The organism is Caulobacter sp. KR2-114 (assembly GCF_049446115.1).
In the GTDB taxonomy this organism is placed as follows: Bacteria; Pseudomonadota; Alphaproteobacteria; order Caulobacterales; family Caulobacteraceae; genus Acaudatibacter.
The window spans coordinates 312,334-331,719 of the sequence record NZ_JBMSEC010000001.1; the positions used below are offsets into that span (position 1 = coordinate 312,334).

Below are 19,386 nucleotides of genomic sequence, written 5' to 3' on the forward strand. Positions count from 1 at the left end.
GCGCGGTCCGCGCCGCCGGTCACCAGCGCTTGGCGATGTTGATCGCGACGAGGCGGCCGACCGGGCTGTAGTTGTGGGCGTCGTAGCCGTAACCGTCGTACTCGGCCAACGGCGGGTCGGTGTTGAAGAGGTTGTTGACCGACAGGGTCATGCGCATGCCCCGGGTCACCCCGAGGGGCGCCGAGACCCCGTCCAGATCATAGCTCACCTGCAGGTCGAAGGTGGTCTGGGAGCTGACCGGCACGTGGGGGGTGACCGCGTTGTTGACGTAGCCCGACTGGTAGTTGGCGAAGATGGACGCGCCGAGGGAGCCGCGGCGCCAGGCGACGCCGGCCCGCCCGCGCAGGGAGACCGGATAGCCGATGGTGTCGTAGACCTTCACCGCCGGCGCCGTGGGCGAGAAGCGGCTGGTGTAGCCGAGGTAGTAGGTGAAGCTCGCCGAGGCCGTGAATTCGCCGGCCCGGGTGTTGAACACCTGGCTGACCGCGAAATCCAGGCCGTCGAGGTTGACCTGGGAGACGTTGGCGACCCTCAGGTCGACGATGGCCTCGACAGGGGTGTCGCTGGGCAGACTGTCGATCACCCTGGGAACCGAGGCCAGCAGGGCGTCCACCTGCGCCTGGCTCGGGTTGAGGAAGTAGACGCTCCCCAGGTAGGAGGCCGGCGTCAGGAACGGCGACAGCAGGCTGGGCAGCTGGGCGATGCGGTCGGTGAAGGCGAGGTTGAAATAGGTGACCGAGGCGGAGAACCCCGGCAGCTGCCGCGGCGTGGCCCGGACGCCGATGGTCCAGGCCTCGCCTCGCTCGGGCTTCAGGTTGGGGTTGCCGCCCTGCATCAACAGCAGGGTGGAATAGCCGTCGTGGTTGGTGTCGGGGCCGCCGTAGGCCGCCGGCAGGGGATAGAGTTGCGCGGACTGCGGGTTGAGGAGGTCGTTCAGTCGCGGCGCCTTGAACGACCGGCCCCACGAGCCCTGGATGCTGAAGCCGTCGAAAGGGCTCCAGGTCGCGCCGACCTTCGGATTGGTGGTCGAGCCGAAGTCGCTGTAGTGGTCGTAGCGGGCGGAGGCTGAGACTTCGAGCCGGCGCAGCCCCAATCGCCCGTTGGCCTCTCCCACCAGGGGCACGAACAGCTCGGCGAAGGCCGCCGTCGCCTCGCGCTCGCCGGCGCGGGTGGAGGCCGACGGCGCCCCGGTCTGCCAGTCTATCCGGTAGTTGGTGTCGAACGACTCGTGACGCACCTCGCCGCCCACGGCGATCTTCACCGCCCCGCCCGGCAGGTGGAACAGGGCGCCGTCGAGGATCGCGTCCACCGACTGGTATTGCGAGACCGCCTTGTCGAAATAGGGCGCCTTCAGGCTGTCGATCACCGATTTCGGACTTCCACCGCCTGAGCCGAAGGGGTTGAAGGCCGTGGCCGGATCGCTGCTGGCCAGGGCCCGGTCCAGCGCGTTGCCCACCCGGTAGGTGTCGAAGTAGGGCTGGGTCGTGTAATCGCGGTTCTCGCCGGCGGCGCCGTACAGGTTCAGCCGCCAGCCCCCGCTCAGATCGACCTTGAACCCGGCGTCGACCGCATAGGCGCGGGTGTCTCCGATGACGTTGGTCGCGCCCAGGTCATTGGTGAGATTGTATTCGATGACGATGGGGTCCGAGCCGGCCAGGCCGCTGTGCTGGCGATAGTAGTTGGTCGACGGGACGATCAGCTGGGCGGCGACGGTCGGAAGCCGGAAGTCGGAGCGGCGGTAGCTGAAGAGACCGTCCGCGTAGGCCGTCACCCTGGGGCCTAGGGCCTGCTCGCCGGACACGAACAGGCTGTGCCGTTCCTGCCGGGGCAGGATTTCTCCGCCGGCGTGGTCGTCGAAGAGGTTGGTCTGTCCCTTGAGGATATCGCCCGGCTGCAGGTTGAGCCCGCTTCCGGCCGGGAGGGCGCCGGCCAGATAGGACGGCGAGATGATGTTGCCCGGGAAGGCGTAGGCCGTCCGGTAGTCGGCGCCGCCGAACGGCCGAAGGTCCGCGCTCGCCGTGTAGGGCCGGTCGGCCGCGGCCAGGGCGCTGCGCTCATAGTACTCATAGCTGCCGAGCACATGGCCGGTAGCCCAGGACTTGCCGGCCAGGGCGCTCACCCGCCATTCGTGGAGGCCATCGCCGACGCCGTAGTGGCCCTCCGTCTCGAGGCCGCTGAAGCTCTGCTTCATGAAGATGTTCACGACCCCCGCCATGGCGTCGGAGCCGTAGGTGGCCGAGGCGCCGTCGGCCAGGATCTCGATATGGTCCACGGCGCTCAAGGGGATGGCTGACACATCCACGAAGTCGCCGTAGCCCGCTGGCGCGAGGCGGCGGCCATTGAGCAGGGTGAGGGTCGCATCGGCGCCGACACCCCGCAGGTTCAGGGAGGTCCCCAGGCTGAAGCCGGCGCCGCTGGAGCCCCCCTGGTTGGCGAGGAAGGTGTTCTCCTGGGCGTTGCCGCGGAAGTTCTGCGACACGGTCTGCATGACGTCAGTAAGGGTGGTCTGACCGGTCTGGCGGATCGCCCTGGCGTCAAGCACGGTGAGATGCGCCCCCGCCGGAACCGCGCCGCGGATCAGCGTGCCGGTCACCGTCAGCCCGCTCACCTGGGTGTTGTCCTCCTCCGGCGTGGACTGCGGCTCGGCGACTGGCTCGCGCGGCATGATGGTGTAGGTCTGAGGACCGGTCCGGCGCGCCACCAGGCCGGTGCCCTGCAACAGGCGCTCCAGCCCCTGCTCGATGTCGAAGGATCCCACGACGGCATTGGTGCGCCGCCCCCGTGCATCCGCTCCGCTGATCAGCACCTGGACATCCGCCTGGCGCGCGAAGTCGGCGACGCCCGTCGTGGCCGGCTGGCTTGGTACGTTGAGCGCCTTGGTCTGCGCACACGCCGGCTGCGCCATGAGCAGCACCGCGGCCGCCGCCGCCGAGGCCAGGATGCAGGACTTCAGATTGACCGCCACTTCAGATCCCCCGACGGACGCGGCCCGATGCGCGTCACCCTGGATCAGACGTGGCCGGCGCCGGTTTCCTTCAGCCTTGCGACAGTTTTGTTATCAGAGGGGTCAGGCCGTGGGCTGATGGTCCGCGGAGATGGTGATCTGTCCCTGCAGGCTCACCCGGGCGCCCAGGCTTTGGGCGACGGCCTGCGCAAAGCCCTCCGGATCATCGGCGCGAAACACCCCGTAGAGCGGCGCCCGGGCGAGAGCGGGATCGTCCACGATCACCTTGCGCGTGTTGTAGCGGTTGAACTCGGCGGCCGCTTCTCCCAGCGTCTCGCCGGCGAGGTCGATCTTGCCGTCCCGCCAGGCCAGCGTGCGATCCACCACGGTAGGGTCGTTCGCCCGTACCAGCACCGGCCCTTGGTCGCCGACCACCGCCATGCGCCCCGCCGCGATCTGCAGCCGCGCGGCGGCGTCGCCCTGTCGCCAGGCTTCGACGACACCTTCGGTCACCAGCACCTCGACCCGGTCCGGCAGCTCGCGCACCGAGAAGGCCGTTCCCACCGCGCGCACGCGCACGGCGCCGGCCTCGACCACGAAGGGCCGCGCGCTGTCCTTGGCCACCTGGAACCACGCCTCGCCCCGGCGCAACCGGACGTGTCGCAGGCCCTCGTCCAGGGACACCGTCACGGCGCTCTGGGTGTTGATCGCCACGGTCGATCCATCCGCCAGCGGGACGCGGCGGATCTCCCCGATGTCGGTGTCGTAGCGCCGCCCCTGCCCTCGGCTCAGCGACCAGAGACCCAGGGCGCCGCCGGCAGTCGCGACGCCGGCGGCTGCGGCCACCAGGCGCCGGTTCACGCGCCCGGCCTGGCGCGCCGGACTTGCGGCTTGCACGGGCGCGGCGGCCATCAGCGCCAGCGCCGCCTCGGCCTGGAGTAACGCGCCTGCCCGGCGGCTGTCGCCCGCCAGCCAGGCCTGCAGCTCCGCCTCAAGCGCGGGCGTGCGTCCGTCCTGCTCCAGGCGCAGGGCGAAGCCGACCGCCTCGGCCTCGACTTCAGAGGCGGTTTGACGCGCGGCCATGGGCGGCTCCTCCAGAAGCGTCATCGCCTTCGAGCTGGCGCAGCGAGGCCAGAATGATGCGAACGGCCTTGACGCCCTCGTTCTCGACGATGCTTTCGGTGACGCCGAGACGCTCGGCGGTCTGGCGCTGCGACAGTCCCTCCAGGCGGCGCAGCTCGAACACACGCCGGCAGCGCTCCGGCAGCCCCCTGATCAGCTCCGCCACCAGGGCCAGTTCCCGCCTGGCGGCCGCGGAGCTTTCCGGCGACGGCTGGTCGGCGCTGACCCGAAGCGCGGCGAAGTCACCACCCATCAGATCGATCGGCAGCACGCGCGCGCGCCGCATCTGGTCGAGCATCAGGTTGCGAACCACCTGGAAGAAGAAGCTGTCGGGCCGGCGGATCTGCTCGAAGGCGTCGATCGCCGACAACTTGGCGTAGCCTTCCTGGATCAGGTCGTCGATATCGTCGGACGCCACACCGCGGCGGCGCAGCCAGGCGCGCACGGCGGGCTCGTGAGGCATCACCTCATAGGCCACCCAGGCAACCAGCGCGCGACGTCTGCTATCGCTCATACCAACTCCGTGCATCGTCAGACGGACGAGCCGGCCGTTTCCTTCAGCGCGGAAGCGAAAAAGGCGACGCTTGAGAAATTTTTCCTCATGCAGGCGGGGAAACCCCTCTCCCGCACGTCTCAGTCCCCAGGATCACACGGACTTCGGGGGGCCCCTTGTTTCGCGTCCTGGCCGCGCGCACGCAGCGCGCCCTGCAGCATCACGAGCTGACCGCCCTGATCGACCGGTGCACCGGCCCGGCGCAGTCCGTCGACCGCCTCGCCGAGAGCCTTGCCCTGTCGGCGCGGCGGATCGGGGCGCGACTGGCGCTGCTGCGGCGGCACGGCGTGGCCCACCGCGTGACCCTCTATGATCCCACACGCCTTGGCCGCCCGTTTCAGGCCCTGACCTACGTCACCTTCCGCCACGGAGACGCCCGGGCGCGCGCCGAATTCGAACGGCGCTGCCAGGAAGACCGCGAGATCACCACCGCAGTCCTGATCACCGGCGCCTACGACTACGCCCTGACCACCTTCCATCGCGACGAACAGGTGGCGCGCCGATGGCTGGCCGTACTGCGCACTGTCGACGGCGTCAGTCGCGCCGACCTCTCTCCGCTGCAGACCCGCTTCGGCCACACCATCAAGGGCGCCCCGGTCTTCTGGAGCAGCGCACTCGACCCCCGCAGCCGCCGCCATGGGGTGGCCTGACAGGTCGCTGCTCCTGCGGTCGGCGGCGTAAGGCCGACCGCCGGCTCCAGGGCGCGCAGCAGCTCGCCATGCGCGCGCGCCGCCAGGCTCAAGCCGAGCGCCCCGCGCCACAGTGCGAGCGGACAACATCCGTTCGGGGCGCCAGTCAAGATAGGGCAAGGCGGCAGTCGGCCCAAACTCCAGCATCACGACTGGACGGAGGCCCCAAAGGCGCGGCGCTGACTGCCGCGCAGGATAGACCCACAGCGCTAGCGTGCGACGTAGACCGCCTGGGGCGCCATGTACTCCAACAACCCCTCCAGGCCGTTCTCGACGCCAAATCCGCTCTGCTTGTGGCCAGCGAAGGGGGTATCCGGCCGCAGGTTGAGGTTCTGGTTGACCCACACGGTCCCGGTTTCGATCCGGCGCGCGATCGACAGGGCCGTCTCGACATCGTTCGACCACACGGCGCCGCCGAGGCCGTACTCGCTGGCGTTGGCCCGGGCGATCACGTCGTCGATGTCCGTGAACTTCATCATCGGCAGGATCGGGCCGAACGCCTCCTCCCGGACCACTCGCGCGTCCTCGGGCGGGTTGTCCACGATCGTGACCGGGACGAAGTAGCCGCCATTATCGGGAACGGCCGCGCCCTGGATCAGGGTCAGACCTCTGGCCCTGGCGTCGTCCAGCAGCGCCGTGACCCGCTCGAACTGGCGCTTGTTCTGGATCGGCCCCAGGGTGGTTCCCTGCTCCGATCCATCCCCGACCCTGGTCGCCGCGGCGATCGCCGCCAACCGGTCGCGAAGGCCGTCGTAGACATCCTCGTGGACGTAGAGCCGCTTGGTCGCGACGCAGATCTGCGCGCTGTTGTAGAAGGCGCCGAAGAAGATCTTCGGCGCTACCGCATCCAGGTCCACGTCCGGCAGGACGATGGCCGCATCGTTTCCGCCCAACTCCAGGGACACACGCTTCAGGTCGTTGGCGGCGCTCATCATCACCCGCTTGCCGGTGGCGGAGGAGCCGGTGAACGAGATTTTCGCGAAGCCCGGGTGGCTCGTCATCATCGGACCAAGGCCGTCACCGCCTGAAACCACGTTCAGCACGCCGGGCGGGAAGACCTCACGGAAGAGCTCGCCGATCTTGAGCGTGCAAAGCGGCGTGAAGGGAGATGGCTTGAGCACCATGGTATTCCCGGCCACCAGGGCGGGCGCGATCTTCCACATCGCAAGGCTGACAGGCGCATTCCACGGCGCGATGGCGCAGACCACGCCCAGCGGCACATAGCGCGTCTCGATGAATTGCGTATCGCTGTCCTCGGCCACGTGGACCGGAGGGCTCATCTGGGCGAGGGCCTTCATCCAGCCCGCGCCGCGCACGATCTCCGTCTTCGCCAGGTCCACCGGCCGTCCCTGCTCGCGCGTGAACAGGCGCGCGAGCTCGTCCGCGTGGGCAAGCAGCAGGTCGCCGGCCTTCGCCACCAAAGCCTGACGCTCCTCGATCGGCCGGCAGCGCCAGGACCTGAACGCCTCCTGGGCGGAGGAGACCGCCGAATCCAGCGCGGCCTTCGAGCAGTCCGCCGCTCGCGCAAAGGGCCGGCCGGTGGCTGGATTGATGACATCGATGGTGGCTTCCCCGGCGATGGCGCGACCGCCGATGGTCATGTGGTAGTCGGCGCTGAAGTTCATCGTGGCTCCTTGGCGTTTTGCGCGCAGACTGGAGGGGTGCGACGCCGCCCTAGACGGACGTCGTCTTGGCCGTGCGCCCATCACCGAAGGTTGCGTCGCGGCTCGTCAGCGCCGAGTTGAGGCCCCGGGTCTGGATCTGCGCCACCCAGGCCCTTGTCGTCTCCGTCGACATCGCCAGGGCCTGCATCTCGGTGCCGGCGCGGATGCCGGCCCGCATGCCCATGGCGTCCATCTGCCGGTGCACCGCGCGCTTGTTGATCTGCTGCAGGTCGGAGGGGATCTTCGCGACGCGGGCCGCCATCTCGAGCACCCGGCCCTCCAGCTCGTCGAGCGGAAAAGCTCGGTTGGCGAAGCCGAAGGCGGCGGCCTCGGTCCCCGACATGGCGTCGCCGGTCAGCATGAGTTCCATCGCCCGGCGCATGCCCATGAGCCACGGGAAGGATTGGTTGTCCGGCGGGCTGATGGAGCGAACCGCGGGGTAGCCGATCATGGCGTCGTCGGCCACGTAGACGAGATCGCACGCTACGGCGAGTTCTGTGCCACCCGCCAGGCAATGGCCGTGAACCTGGGCGATCACTGGCTTGGCCAGATCCCAGATCCGGAAGCAGCCTTCAACCACGTGGCGCGGCCAGTTGGCGAGGCCCGGCGCCGTATAGAAGGGTTGGCCTTCGCGGTTGTTGGAACCCAGATCGTAGCCCGCGGAAAAGCACTGGCCAGCGCCGCGAATGACGGCCACGGAAACGGCGTCGTCACGATCGGCCGCTTCCAGGGCCGCGAAGAGCTCGGTGCGTAGCGCATTGCTGAGGGCGTTGCGCTTCTCCGGACGGTTCAGCGTCAGGCGCCGGACCCGCTCCACCGGTTCGTCGACCAGGATGTACTGATAGTCGGACACAGCCGATCTCCCTCTCTCGTGGACGCGCGGCGCGCGCCGGTTGTCAGGCGTTCGCCAGTCGCGTTTCGCGCAGTTGCGATCGGCGCGCCTTGCCGGCGTCGTCGCGAAGGTGCTCGGTGCAGAATTCGAAGGTCCGCGGAATCTTGTAGCGAACCAGCCTATCGGCGAGGAAGGCGCGCAGGGCGTCCGCATCCGCGCCGTCACAGGCGTCTTTCGCTACCTGCACGATGGCGTGTGTGCGGTGGCCCAGGTCGGCGTCGGGAAGTCCGATGACAATGGCCGACCGGACGTCGGGATGCTGCTCCAGCGCCGCCTCGACCTCCGCTGGGAAGATGTTGGCGCCACCGGAGATGATCATGTCGGTGCGACGGTCGGCGATGTAGAGATAGCCGTCCTCGTCGACGTGCCCGAGGTCGCCATAGGTCTCCCAGTCGCCGGACGCCTTCGCCTCGGCGCCGATGTATCTGTAGGTCGAGCTTCGGCCCGCGTCGGGCAGGAAATAGATGCCCCCGACCTCGCCTGGCCTGCAGACGCGGCCGTCCTCATCGAGGATGCGCATCTGGTAGCCCGGCATCACCTTGCCCACCGAGCCCCTGTGCGCCAGCCATTCCGAGCCGGTGATCAGCGTCATGCCCATCACCTCCGTCCCGCCGTAGATCTCGAAGATCTTCTCGGCCCCCAGCCACTCGATCCAGGCCTGCTTGAGCCACGCCGGGCACACCGAGGCCATGTGGAAGACGGTCTTCAGGGACGACAGATCGAACGCGTCCCGTTCCTCGGCCGGCAGCTTCCAGATCCGGCTCATCATCGTCGGGACCAGGTTGACCCAGCTGACCTTGTGCCGCCCGATCAGCTGCAGGGCGCGCAGGGCGTCGAACCGACCCATCTCGACCACATGGCCGCCGGTGAAGAGAGCGCGCATCGAGAAGGCGAAGGGGGAGTTGTGATAGAGCGGGCCCGGATTGAGCGTGGTCTCCCCGGGCGACCGGTTCAGCGCCACCATGGCCGGATCGTAGACGCCGGGCTGGTTGTCGACGATCAGCTTGGGCCGCCCGGTCGAGCCGCCGCTCGTCATGATCTTCCAGCGCGGCGCAATCCTGGTCGGCAGGGGCGCGGCCGACACATCTGCGGTGGGCTCATCGCCGGCGCAAAGGAAGCTCCACCCTTCGAGCCGGACAGCCGCTTCGCCCACGACCAGGCGCGGCCGGGCGAGTTCGACGATCGCGCGCAGTTCCGCCGCGGGGAGCTTGGCCGAAACCACACTGGGCGTGGCGCCGAGCTTCCAGATTGCGAACACCGTCTCATAGAAGGCGAGCCCGTTGGGGAGGGCGATAGTGACGACGTCGCCCTCGTTCACGCCAAGCGCGGCAAGCTGGCGCGCCTTGCGGTTGGACCGGGCATCGAGCGCGCCGTAGGTGACGGTGACGTCCTCGAACGTCACTGCCGGGCGCGCCGGATCGTTCTGGGCATGATGGGCCAGGAGCACGCCTATCGGCAGCGGGGCGCTCGCTGCGACCGGTTCCTTGCCTTGCTCGTCCGCCACGCGCTTATCCTCTCCAGACCTGCGACTTGTCGAACACCGGCGCGTTCGTCGCTTGGATCTCGACCTTACGCACAGGCTGTCGGTCTGAGGCCGGACAAAGCCGGTCGAGCCATGCCCGCAGCGCATGGCTGGGGCGGGGCCCTGGCTTCGTCGAGCAAGGCGCGGCGCACCCTCTAAGGGGTCAGGTCGGGAAGCGCTCGCGGCAGGCCCGGACGAAGGCGCGTACGGCGGGCCGCGGACTCCAGCGCGTGCGCGTCGCGCAGCAGAGCGACGACGGCGGGAGGCGTTGCAGGTACGGCACGACGGCAAACCGGCTCTTGAAGATCCGGGTCTCGGTGTATTGCAGCGAGACAAGACCGACGGCATTGCTGTTACGCACCAGCCGGGCCACGATCGGGAAGTAGTCGATCACGTGCAGCCGCCCCGTCGGCTCGGCATCGGCCTGGTCGTAGACCTGGCGCCAGACCGCGTCGTACGGCGGCGAGCCGGACGGCGAGATCAGGTCGTATTTCGCGATGTCGCCGATATCCACCTCGTCGAGTTCAAGGATGGGGTGGCCCTGGCGGACGAAGAAGCTGGTCTTCAGCGGCGGCAGAGTCTCGAGCCGGAAGTCCGGCTGGGTTTCGAAGGCCGCCTCGTAGCCGAGTGCGACATCGAGGGCCCCAGTGCGAAGCTGCTGGACGATCCTGTCGAAGCTCCCGCCCGTGATGTCGAGCTGAACACTGGGGTGCTGGGAGAGCAGGGTCGACAGAGGCTCGACCAGCAGCCATTCCAGGGAAGCCGGGCCAACGCCGATCCTCAGCACGCCAGCGTAGGGATCCGACCGGGTGGTCGCCCCGCGGAAGAGCTCTCGGGTGTCATCGAGGATACGCGCCGCCCGCTCAACGAAATCGCGGCCTTGGTCGGTAAGGAAGACCCCGCGGGCTGTCCGGTTGAAGATCGCATAGCCGAGCTCCCGCTCCAGCTCCGCCACGCTCTTGGTGACGGCGGACTGGGTGACCCCGACCTGATCGGCGGCCGCCGTGAAGGAGCCGTACTTGGCTGTGGACACGATGTAGAGAAGACGTCGATCAGTCATGCCCCACCTACAGGCGGACGAACTTCCGCGGCCCAGCCGACCGACCCTATCGAGGATCGATTTTCGGAGCCAAGACTCATTGGCTTGGCGCCAATTCGCGCGGCGTATCGGCGACGGTCTTAAGCGCGTGGCGGGTCATCTGTGTCGCCCCGTCAACGCGATACCCCTAGGAAATCACCCAGGCTCCAATCAATATTGGCTCGCGGGTGGGATCGCCCCTAGCCTGAACGTCGTTGCTGGGAACAAGGCAGGAGGCGGGTGCGGCGTCGCGCTCGATGGCGCAGGTCCACCGCGCCAGCGGACGCGGTCCGTCTCGGACTTGCCGCGCCGGCGGACCTTGATCAGGATCTGACGGAGCCCCCATGCCATCACTGCCTTTGAAGACCGTGGCGCCGCTTGGCCAGGGCCTCTTCTGGCAGGACATGCCGGAGGGCGCGGTCTTCCAGACCTACACCCGAACGGTCACCGAGGCCGACCTGATCAACTTCGTCACTCTGACCGGCATGACGGACAGCGGCTTCCTGGACGTCACCAAGGTCGGGGCGATGGGCGCCCGCCCGGTTCCGGGCGCCCTTACCTATGCGTTCGTCGAAGGCTTCGTCGTTCAGTCGATGATCCGCGGCACCGGCATCGCCATGCTGTCCTGCGCGCTGGAGACCATCGCGCCGGTCCGTGTGGGCGACACCATTTGCGCCCGGATCGTCATCGACGGCGTGCGCCCCACATCCAGGGCCGGCCGGGCCATCGTCGACTCGACCATCACTGTCCTCAATCAGGAGTCCGCCCCCGTGATGCGCTACACCTCGCGCCGGATGATCGCCGGGCGCCCCGAAGCCGTGGAGGCCTGAGCGCCATGCTGCCGCTCCAGGGTATCAAGGTCATCGACCTCACCACGGTCGCCATGGGTCCGTTGGCCAGCATGTGGCTGGGCGATTTCGGGGCCGATGTCATCAAAATCGAGGCGCCCGGCGGCGACTCGACGCGCTACACCGGGCCCGCTGTCGAGCCCGGGATGGCGGCGACCTTTCTCAACACCAACCGGAACAAGCGCAGCGTCGTCCTCGATCTGAAGCAGGCGCAAGGGCGCGAGGCGCTGCGCAATCTCGTCGATACGGCGGACGTCTTCATGCACAACATCCGGCCGCAAAAGCTCGCCAAGCTGGGCCTCGAGCCCGAGGCGCTCACCGCCCGCAACCCGCGGCTCGTCTACGCCGGCCTGCATGGCTTCGGCGAGGCGGGCCCCTATGGCGGGCGGCCGGCCTATGACGACATCATCCAGGGCCTGTCCGGGTGCGCGGACCTGATGCGGCGGCGCATCGGAGAGCCGCAGTACTTCCCGACCATCACGGCAGACAAGACGACGGGCCTGATTGCGGCCATGGCGATACTGGCGGCGCTGACAGGGCGGGCGAGCAGCGGCCGCGGCTGCGTGGTCGAGGTGCCCATGTTTGAATGCATGGCCGGCTTCACCCTGGTGGAGCATCTCTACGGGCGACTGTTCGCGCCGCCGCAGGGCGAGATGGGCTACCCGCGGGTCCTCTCACCCAACCGCCGCCCCTACCGAACGGCGGACGGCTATGTCTGCATGCTCCCCTACACCGACGCCCATTGGCGGTCCTTCTTCGCCGAGGCAGGCGCGGCCCACCATGCCGCCGACCCGCGCTTCGCCTCGATCGCAGCACGCACCACGCATACCGACGCGCTCTACGCCCTGGCTGCCGAACTGATCGCAACGCAGACGACCCAATACTGGCTGGAGGCCTGTGAGCGGATCAGCGTTCCTGCGGCCCCGATGCTTTCGCTCGACGAGATCGTGGAGGATCCGCACCTCAATGCGGTGGGATTCTTCTCGAGCCTGCACGATCCCGTCCTGGGCGAGGTGCGCATGCCGGGCGTGCCTGTCCTGTTCGATGGCGAGCGTCCCCCGCTTGCCATGCCGCCGCGCCTGGGCGAGCACAATCAAGAGGTGCTGGGCGAGCCGGCCCCAAGCCAGCAGGACCGTTGATGGTGCGGCTGTCCGAACGCCCGCGCGCCCTAGAGCGCGGTGATCACCGTCTTCACCTCCGTGAAGCTCTCGATGCCCTGAACGCCGTTCTCGCGCCCCCAGCCGGACTGCTTGAAGCCACCGAACGGGAGATTCGGTCCGGCTACCGGTCCGGAGTTGATGGTTACTGTGCCCGCCCGGATCTTCTTGGCCAGCCTGTAGGCCGAGGAGATGTCGCGCGTCCAGATGCTCGCCGCCAGGCCATAGATCGTGTCGTTCGCGAGCATGGCAATGTCGTCGAGGTCGTCCACGGGCGTGGCCACCAGGACCGGGCCGAAGATTTCCTCCTGCACAACCCGCATCCCGGGATGGGTGTCGCAGATGATGGTCGGCGGCACGAAGAAGCCGTCCGACGCCGGGGTCTTGCCGCCGACGACGACACTTGCGCCCTCCGTGCGCGCGCTGTCGATGTATTCGCAGACCCTCGCCTGCTGCTGGGCGGACACCAACGGTCCGAGCAGGGTGGACGGATCGAGGCCCGGTCCGATCTTCAATTGGCCGGCCACGGTGCAGACGCCGGACAGCACCGCATCGTAGTGCTGCCGGGCGACGTAGAGGCGCGAACCGGCCACGCAGACCTGGCCGCTGTTGAGGAAGATCGACTGCGCCGCTGCTGGAATGGCCTTCGACAGGTCGGCGTCCGGCAGGATGATGGTGGGCGACTTGCCCCCGAGCTCCAGCGTCAGACGCTTGAGGTTGCCGCGCGAAGCCCCGATCAGCAGCTTGCCGACCGCGGTGGAGCCGGTGAAGGAGATCTTGTCGACCTCCTCGTGCTCGGCCAGGGCGGCGCCGGCGACCGCGCCCGTGCCGGTCACGATATTGACGACCCCGGCCGAACGCCGGCCTCCAGGACGATCTCGCCCAGCCGCAGCGCCGTCAGCGAGGTCTGCTCCGCGGGCTTCAGGACCACCGTGCAGCCTGCCGCGAGCGCCGGGCCGAGCTTGGTCACCACGGCCAGGAGCGGGAAGTTCCACGGCGTGATGAGCCCGACCACGCCCACCGGCTCGCGCAGGGTCATGGCCAGGTACTCGCCCGGCATGTCCACGGTGCGGGTCTCGCCGGACACCTTTGTGCACCACCCCGACCAATAGCGCAGGCTCGCGATGGCGGCTGGAAGGTCGACGCGCTTGGACATCAAGATGGGTTTGCCGTTGTCGAGGGTTTCGAGTTCGGCGAACTCCTCCTGGCGCGCCTCGATCAGGTCGGCCATCCGCCAGAGCACCTTTGCGCGCTCGCCGGGCGTGAGCGCAGTCCAGCGCCCTTCGTCGAAGGCGCGCCGCGCGGCCATCACCGCCTTGTCCACGTCCAGCGGACCGGCGGCGGGAATTGCGGCGATGATGCGCCCGTCGGCGGGGTTGACGACATCTAGGCTCTTGCCGGCGCTGGGGTCGACCCAGGCGCCGTCGATGAGCAGCTTGAACGGGCGCGCCAGGCTGGCGCGGGTCTGGTCCTGCGGGGCAAACGTTGTGGACATGAGGGGCGCCTCTTAGCTGGCCTGGATCATGTCGGCGGCCTTCTCGCCGATCATGATGGAGGGGGCGTTGGTGTGGCCGCCGATCAGGGTGGGCATGACGGAGGCGTCGGCGATGCGCAGGCCCTCGATGCCGCGCACCTTCAGTTGCGCATCGACTACCGCGTCCGGGCCCTGCCCCATCTTGCAGCTGCTGGCGGGGTGCTGGGCGGTGCCGACGGTCTGGCGGATGTAGGCGTCAAGGGCCGCGTCGTCTGCGAGCGCGGCCCCCGGAAGGGCCTCGTCGGCGACGTGATCGGCGAGCTCGCCCTGGCGCACGAAGTCGCGGGTCCAACGGAAGGCGTGGCGCATGAGGCGCAGGTCCTCGGGATCCTGCAACAGGTTGAACTGGATGCGGGGCTTGTCGAAGGGGTCGGCGGAGCGGAGCCGAACCGAGCCGCGGCTGCCGGGCCGGAGCACCACGTTGAGTACCGTCAGCTGGTCCGGCCTGGGCGGGCGCCAGCCCGGCAGCCAGACGTGGGCGGCCATGTTCGTGCCCATGAAGATGTGCTCGAGGTCGGGGCGCTCGAGATCGGGCCGCGACTTCAGGTAAGCGATGCTGCTCAACGGCATCGCCGCCGGAAACCCCCGCCCGGTCAGCCACCAGTAGAGGCCCGACAGGGCCAGCTTGTCGGCGCGCAGGCCCTGGGTGAAGCGAAGGGGACGCTTGAGGCTGAAGGCCATCGGCGCGAGCGGATGCTCCTGCAACCCGCTCCCCACGCCGGGAAGGTCCAGGACGGGGCGGATGCCGTGGCGCCGCAGGTGCTCGGCCGGCCCGACGCCGGAAAGCATCAGGATCTGGGGCGTAGCGTAGGCGCCGCCGCAGAGTATGATCTCGCCCGCCTGAACGGCGTTCGCCTCGCGCGCCGCCTGATATTCCACGCCGGTCGCCCGGCCCTTCTCGAGGGTGATCCGGGTGACGTGAGCACCGGTGACGATCTTCAGGTTGGCTCGGCGTCTGGCGGGCTCCAGGAAGGCCGTCGCCGCGCTGGCGCGACGGCCGCCGAACACGGTGAGGTCCGGCAGCGCGAAACCTTCCGGATCACCGGCTTCGAAATCATCGAGGACGCGGTAGCGGAGGCCGCGCGCAGTGTCTCGGATCGCCTTGGCGATCGGCTCCCCGCTGCGGAGCGGGCTGACGCGCAGCTGGCCGCTGGCGCCGTGCGTCGGTGTCTCACCACGCCAGCTCCGTTCGGACTTCTTGAAATACGGGAGGACCTCGTCCCACCCCCAGCCGTCGGCGCCCAGCTGCCGCCACTGGTCGTAGTCCCGCGGATGCCCCCGCGAATACATCATGCCGTTCACCGAGGACGAGCCGCCCAACACCCGTCCGCGCGCCGCCGGCACGATCCGTCCATTCACATAGGGCTCGGGATCAGTGCCGTAGCCCCACTCGAGCGTCGGGTGTCCGCGCAGCGCCGTGAAGGTCAACGGCATCTTCATGAGGAGATGGCGTTCTGGACCGCCCGCCTCAAGCAGCAGGACGGTCTTCCCAGGGTCCTCGCTCAGGCGCGCGGCGACCGCGCATCCGGCCGAACCGCCACCCACCACGACGTAGTCAAAGGCCTTGTGCTGCATCGCGTGGTCACCCACCTCGGCGGGCCGCAAGGTCCGCCATGATCGCGGCGTGGCCCTTGCGATCGATCCGATAGAAGAGGACGAACACGATCCCCAGCAGCGCCAACACGGCCGAGCCTGGTCCGCCTATGAACGCCAGCAGGTCGGCGGTCTGTCTCGGGACGCCGGCGGCCGCAGCGGCCGGCGCGGCGGTTTGCGTCGGGAAGTGGATCAGCTGCAGCACCAGCCCGGCGATCAGCAGTCCCCCGCCCGTCGCGGCCTTCGTCGCGAAGGCCCAACCGGCCGCGTAGAGCCCCTGACGCCGGGTTCCGAACAGCTGCTCATGCTCGTCGGCCGCATCCGGAATGATGGCGATGAAGGCGATGGCGCCCAGGGCGAAGGTCACGGCGTTGGCGAAGGTCGCGGCGGCCAGGAAGGCGATCAGGCCGGCGCCGGTCAAAGGCAGCAGGTCGAACAGCTTCAGCAGCACGGGTGTCGACTGGCAGAGCGCCATGCCGACGAGACCGATCAGCAGCATGGTGCGCTTCTCGATCCGGGCGGCCAGCGGCCCGGCGAGCGGCGCGGCCAGCGCCAGGCCGAGCACGCCCGGGAGCGTGATCTGCTGGATCTGCCCCGCGCTCAGCCGCCAGAAGAAGACGTGCATGTGGAGCGAGAGCGTCAGGAAGAGCCCCTGGGCGACGTTCAGGAGCAGCTTCGAGGCGAACAGGGTGCGGAAAGTCCGGTTGCGGAACATCTCCGCCATCTCGCCGAACAGCCGCCGATGGATGGCGTCCGTGGGGCCCGGCTCGTCGGACTTCACGGAGCGCACCGCCGCGCCGACGCGGATGGCCAGGAGCGCGCCGGCGACGATCAGGACACTCAACGACAGCGTCAGGGGCAGGTAGGCGCCGGCCCGGGACAGCCCTTCGGGCCCCTTCAGGAACACGCCGTAGCCGAGGCCGATGACCGCGAGTGTGCCCAGGATGCCGATGCCCCACCGCCAGGCGGCGATCGCCGAGCGTTCGGCGTAGTCGTCGCTGAGGTCGGCGCCCAGCGCCTGAAAGGGCAGCGTGAACACCGACAGGGACGCCCGAAGGCAGACCGAGAGGATCAGGAGCCAGCCGAACAGGAGCGGCGGCTGGAGCGACGACGGCAGGGAGAACATCAGGTTGAAGGCGACGACCAGCGGAAGCAGGCCGGCGACCATGAAGGGCACGCGCCGCCCTAGCCGGGATCGCCAGCCGTCGGATAAGGACCCGATGAAGGGATCCATGAAAGCGTCGATCACCAGCCCGGCGCCAAGGGCGAGCCCGGCCAGTCCGCCCGGCAGACCGCAGACGGCGGTGACGTAGAACAGCGCGAAGCTGTTCAGCATGCTGCTGACGATCAGCTCGACAATCTGTCCGGCGCCATACGCGATCTTTCGGAACAGCGGCAGGCGCGCCGATGACCGCACGGCGTCCAGCGTCGCGGGCGCCGCATCGGACGCGACGCGCTGGGCCGGCGCATCGCCTGCCGCAACGGACGAGGGTTCCGCCGCGCTCATCGCTGGACGACGTCGTTCCGGCGCGCGGCGCGGAGGGACACGGCGGACGACCCGAGTGTGTCTGACATGACGAGGCTCCTCCCAAGGACGCGGCATTTGGATTGCCCGACCATCCGCCGAGTTGCGGCTTACGCGCGGCTTTGCGGTTCATATGAGCGACGCCGTCGGGGTCATTCCAATATTAATTGGCGGACAATCGATTTGTGACGGGTATCAATTGCGACGCGACTTCCCTCATGACGCGCGCGCCGACGACGGCTTGCGTCAGCTCATACGGGCGCCGGCGTCGAGGCTGATCGTTGTGGCGTTGAGATAGGGGTTCTCGACGATGTGCTGCACCAGGGCAGCGAATTCGTCGGGCTCGCCCAGGCGGCGCGGGTTGAGGATCATCTGCTCCAGCCCCGAGCGGACCTTGTCAGTCATGCCGGCGGCCATAGCGGTTTCGAACAGCCCCGGCGCCACGGCGACGACCCGAATACCATAGCGGGCGAGATCGCGGGCGACGGGCAGCGTCAGACCGACCACGCCCGCCTTGCTGGCGGCATAGGCCGCCTGCCCGCGCTGTCCCTGGTTCCACGCGCCCGAGGACACGTTGACGATCACCCCGCGCTCGCCGTCGACAGGCTCGTTGCGGGTCATGGCGTGCGCGCACAGGCGCATCACATCGAAGAGGCCGACGAGGTTCACGTCCAGGACCCGGCGAAAGGCCTCGAGGGGCAGCGGATCGGTCCCATTGGTGGTCAGGCCGGGCGTCGCGACCCCGGCCGCGTTCACGCAGACGTCGATACGGCCCATCTGCTGCCCGACGGTGGCGATGGCGCGCTCCGTCGCTTGCGGATCGGCCACGTCGACAGGCACGGCCAGGGCTTCTGGCCCGATTTCCGCCGCCACGGCGTCGAGGCGGGCCGGTTCGAGGTCCAGCAGAGCGACCCGCGCTCCCAGGCTCGCCAGCCGCCGGGCCGCGGCCCGGCCAAGGCCGGAGCCTGCCCCCGTCACGACGGCGACGCGTCCAGACACCTTCATACGCTAGTCCTCCTATGGCGCGGCCAGGCTGCGGTCGCGGCCTGAGCCCTGATCCGATTGGGTGGCGGCTTCAGGTCGCCAGCACGCTCACGGCCGCTGCGGCGCCCTCGGGACCCAGGTAGCCGCCGGCGTTTTCCGCCACGGCGAGGCGCGCGCGCTGGACCTGCCGGTCGCCCGCCTCCCCGCGCAGCTGTTCGACGAGCTCGAAGACCTGGGCGAGGCCCGTGGCCCCGAGCGGGTGGCCCTTACTGACCAGCCCGCCGCTCGGATTGACGGGAAGGCGCCCCCCCAGCGCGGTCTCGCCGGCGCGCACCAGGCCGACCGCCTCGCCGGGTCCCGCGAGCCCCAATTCCTCCAGCACGATCAGCTCGGCGGGGGACGCCGCGTCATGGACTTCGAGCACGTCGATGTCCTCCGGCGCGATCCCCGCCCGCTCGAACGCGCGGCGCGCCGTGTCGCTGATCAACTGGTCCTCGCGGCCGCGCCGACCGCCCCCGACCACGGACGAGAGCAGACGCACGGAGCGTGGCAGGGCGGATGCGCGTGTCGCCCCGGTCAGCACCGCGGCGGCCGCGCCGTCGCCGATCGGCGCGCACATCGGCGCCGTCAACGGTCCAGCCACCAGCCGGCCGGCCAGGACCTCTTCAGGGGTCAGCTTGCGCCGGAACTGCGCGCGGGGGTTCAGGGCGCCGTTGGCGGAGGCCTTCGAAGCGATCAGAGCGAAGTCGGCCGCGGTCGCTCCGCTGCGCTCCATGTAGGCCTTCGCCAAGTTGGCGTAGACCTGCATGAACGGGGAACCGCCGGACGTATCCAAGCCCAGGGACCTGCGCAGCTCTGGCAGCCGCTCCTGGTCCATGGCGCCTTCCATCACCCGGAAGGCCTTCTGCTTGTCGGGGTCCGTCATCTTCTCGACGCCGAGGACCAGCACGTTCTCCGCTTCCCCGGCCGCGATGGCGGTGCGGCCCAGCGACAGGGCCGAGCTGCCGCTGGCGCAGGCATTTTCGACATTGAAGACCGGCGCGCCGGCCAGCGCCGTGCCGTCCAACCACACCTGGCCGCGCACGGATTCCTGTCCCTGCATGGTGGCCGCAAAGACGTTGGCGACGTAGACGGCCGCGATCTGGTCCGCCGTGAGGCCAGCGTCGGCGAGGGCCGCCTCGACCACCTCCGCCACCATCATGCGCGGCGAGCGCTCAGGGAACTTGCCGAACGAGGTCATCCCGACCCCGATGACCCGAACATCGATCACTGGTTCTCTCC

Annotated in this window: 14 protein-coding genes and 1 pseudogene; 3 read left to right on the top strand and 12 right to left on the bottom strand. The window is 69.0% G+C overall.

From position 1 onward, the window contains the following. Window positions 1–19: 19 nt before the first annotated feature. From ACO2Q3_RS01270 to ACO2Q3_RS01280, 3 genes are all read right to left on the bottom strand, one after another. On the bottom strand, window positions 20–2,965 hold the full coding sequence (locus tag ACO2Q3_RS01270; RefSeq protein WP_423304555.1) for a TonB-dependent receptor: 2,946 nt from the start codon (window positions 2,963–2,965) through the stop codon (window positions 20–22). A gap of 102 nt (window positions 2,966–3,067) precedes the next feature. Continuing rightward, window positions 3,068–4,027: a FecR family protein gene (locus ACO2Q3_RS01275; RefSeq protein WP_423304556.1), complete on the bottom strand. Its 960-nt coding sequence runs from the start codon at window positions 4,025–4,027 to the stop codon at window positions 3,068–3,070. Then, complete coding sequence (locus ACO2Q3_RS01280; protein WP_423304557.1) at window positions 4,002–4,595, bottom strand: RNA polymerase sigma factor; 594 nt, start codon at window positions 4,593–4,595, stop codon at window positions 4,002–4,004. Before ACO2Q3_RS01280 ends, ACO2Q3_RS01275 begins: the two co-directional genes overlap by 26 nt. A gap of 140 nt (window positions 4,596–4,735) precedes the next feature. On the opposite strand from ACO2Q3_RS01280, the gene ACO2Q3_RS01285 reads away from it, so the two are divergent. Then, the gene (locus tag ACO2Q3_RS01285; protein WP_423304558.1) at window positions 4,736–5,269 is read left to right on the top strand and encodes an Lrp/AsnC family transcriptional regulator; all 534 of its coding nucleotides are present in this window, start codon (window positions 4,736–4,738) and stop codon (window positions 5,267–5,269) included. 248 nt (window positions 5,270–5,517) lie between these two features. On the opposite strand, the gene ACO2Q3_RS01290 is transcribed toward ACO2Q3_RS01285, so the two are convergent. The 4 genes from ACO2Q3_RS01290 to ACO2Q3_RS01305 all read right to left on the bottom strand — a co-directional run bounded on the left by ACO2Q3_RS01290 (window position 5,518) and on the right by ACO2Q3_RS01305 (window position 10,446). Continuing rightward, window positions 5,518–6,933, bottom strand: a complete 1,416-nt coding sequence (locus tag ACO2Q3_RS01290; RefSeq protein WP_423304559.1) for an aldehyde dehydrogenase family protein — start codon at window positions 6,931–6,933, stop codon at window positions 5,518–5,520. A 49-nt stretch (window positions 6,934–6,982) separates the two neighbouring features. Beyond that, window positions 6,983–7,825: an enoyl-CoA hydratase-related protein gene (locus ACO2Q3_RS01295; RefSeq protein ID WP_423304560.1), complete on the bottom strand. Its 843-nt coding sequence runs from the start codon at window positions 7,823–7,825 to the stop codon at window positions 6,983–6,985. A 43-nt stretch (window positions 7,826–7,868) separates the two neighbouring features. Further along, entirely contained in the window at window positions 7,869–9,368 is a 1,500-nt protein-coding gene (locus ACO2Q3_RS01300; RefSeq protein WP_423304561.1) for an AMP-binding protein, read from the bottom strand. 181 nt (window positions 9,369–9,549) lie between these two features. Continuing rightward, window positions 9,550–10,446 carry a LysR family transcriptional regulator gene (locus ACO2Q3_RS01305; RefSeq protein WP_423304562.1) on the bottom strand — a complete coding sequence of 299 codons (897 nt, stop codon included), beginning with the start codon at window positions 10,444–10,446 and terminating at the stop codon, window positions 9,550–9,552. 362 nt (window positions 10,447–10,808) lie between these two features. Between ACO2Q3_RS01305 and ACO2Q3_RS01310 the strand changes: the two genes are divergently transcribed. Both ACO2Q3_RS01310 and ACO2Q3_RS01315 read left to right on the top strand, forming a co-directional pair. Next, window positions 10,809–11,294, top strand: coding sequence for a MaoC family dehydratase (locus ACO2Q3_RS01310; RefSeq protein ID WP_423304563.1), 486 nt, complete (start codon window positions 10,809–10,811; stop codon window positions 11,292–11,294). A gap of 5 nt (window positions 11,295–11,299) precedes the next feature. Beyond that, window positions 11,300–12,451, top strand: a complete 1,152-nt coding sequence (locus ACO2Q3_RS01315; RefSeq protein WP_423304564.1) for a CaiB/BaiF CoA transferase family protein — start codon at window positions 11,300–11,302, stop codon at window positions 12,449–12,451. A gap of 29 nt (window positions 12,452–12,480) precedes the next feature. On the opposite strand, the pseudogene ACO2Q3_RS01320 reads toward ACO2Q3_RS01315, so the two are convergent. The 5 genes and pseudogenes from ACO2Q3_RS01320 to ACO2Q3_RS01340 form a co-directional block, all read right to left on the bottom strand. Beyond that, window positions 12,481–13,964: pseudogene (locus ACO2Q3_RS01320) on the bottom strand (aldehyde dehydrogenase family protein). A gap of 12 nt (window positions 13,965–13,976) precedes the next feature. Then, the gene (locus ACO2Q3_RS01325; RefSeq protein ID WP_423304565.1) at window positions 13,977–15,578 is read right to left on the bottom strand and encodes a GMC family oxidoreductase; all 1,602 of its coding nucleotides are present in this window, start codon (window positions 15,576–15,578) and stop codon (window positions 13,977–13,979) included. Window positions 15,579–15,585: 7 nt separating this feature from the next. After that, window positions 15,586–17,103 carry an MFS transporter gene (locus ACO2Q3_RS01330; RefSeq protein WP_423304566.1) on the bottom strand — a complete coding sequence of 506 codons (1,518 nt, stop codon included), beginning with the start codon at window positions 17,101–17,103 and terminating at the stop codon, window positions 15,586–15,588. Window positions 17,104–17,367: 264 nt separating this feature from the next. Beyond that, complete coding sequence (locus ACO2Q3_RS01335) at window positions 17,368–18,126, bottom strand: SDR family NAD(P)-dependent oxidoreductase (RefSeq protein ID WP_423304567.1); 759 nt, start codon at window positions 18,124–18,126, stop codon at window positions 17,368–17,370. 70 nt (window positions 18,127–18,196) lie between these two features. After that, window positions 18,197–19,375, bottom strand: a complete 1,179-nt coding sequence (locus tag ACO2Q3_RS01340; protein ID WP_423304568.1) for a thiolase family protein — start codon at window positions 19,373–19,375, stop codon at window positions 18,197–18,199. Window positions 19,376–19,386 lie beyond the last annotated feature (11 nt).

Excerpts from the sequence above, each read along its gene's own strand:
- ACO2Q3_RS01275 (WP_423304556.1), bottom strand. The coding sequence starts at position 4,027 with ATGGCCGCGCGTCAAACCGCCTCTGAAGTCGAGGCCGAGGCGGTCGGC.
- ACO2Q3_RS01325 (WP_423304565.1), bottom strand. The coding sequence starts at position 15,578 with ATGCAGCACAAGGCCTTTGACTACGTCGTGGTGGGTGGCGGTTCGGCC.
- ACO2Q3_RS01315 (WP_423304564.1), top strand. The coding sequence starts at position 11,300 with ATGCTGCCGCTCCAGGGTATCAAGGTCATCGACCTCACCACGGTCGCC.
- ACO2Q3_RS01305 (WP_423304562.1), bottom strand. The coding sequence starts at position 10,446 with ATGACTGATCGACGTCTTCTCTACATCGTGTCCACAGCCAAGTACGGC.
- ACO2Q3_RS01335 (WP_423304567.1), bottom strand. The coding sequence starts at position 18,126 with ATGAAGGTGTCTGGACGCGTCGCCGTCGTGACGGGGGCAGGCTCCGGC.
- ACO2Q3_RS01330 (WP_423304566.1), bottom strand. The coding sequence starts at position 17,103 with ATGAGCGCGGCGGAACCCTCGTCCGTTGCGGCAGGCGATGCGCCGGCC.
- ACO2Q3_RS01290 (WP_423304559.1), bottom strand. The coding sequence starts at position 6,933 with ATGAACTTCAGCGCCGACTACCACATGACCATCGGCGGTCGCGCCATC.
- ACO2Q3_RS01280 (WP_423304557.1), bottom strand. The coding sequence starts at position 4,595 with ATGCACGGAGTTGGTATGAGCGATAGCAGACGTCGCGCGCTGGTTGCC.
- ACO2Q3_RS01310 (WP_423304563.1), top strand. The coding sequence starts at position 10,809 with ATGCCATCACTGCCTTTGAAGACCGTGGCGCCGCTTGGCCAGGGCCTC.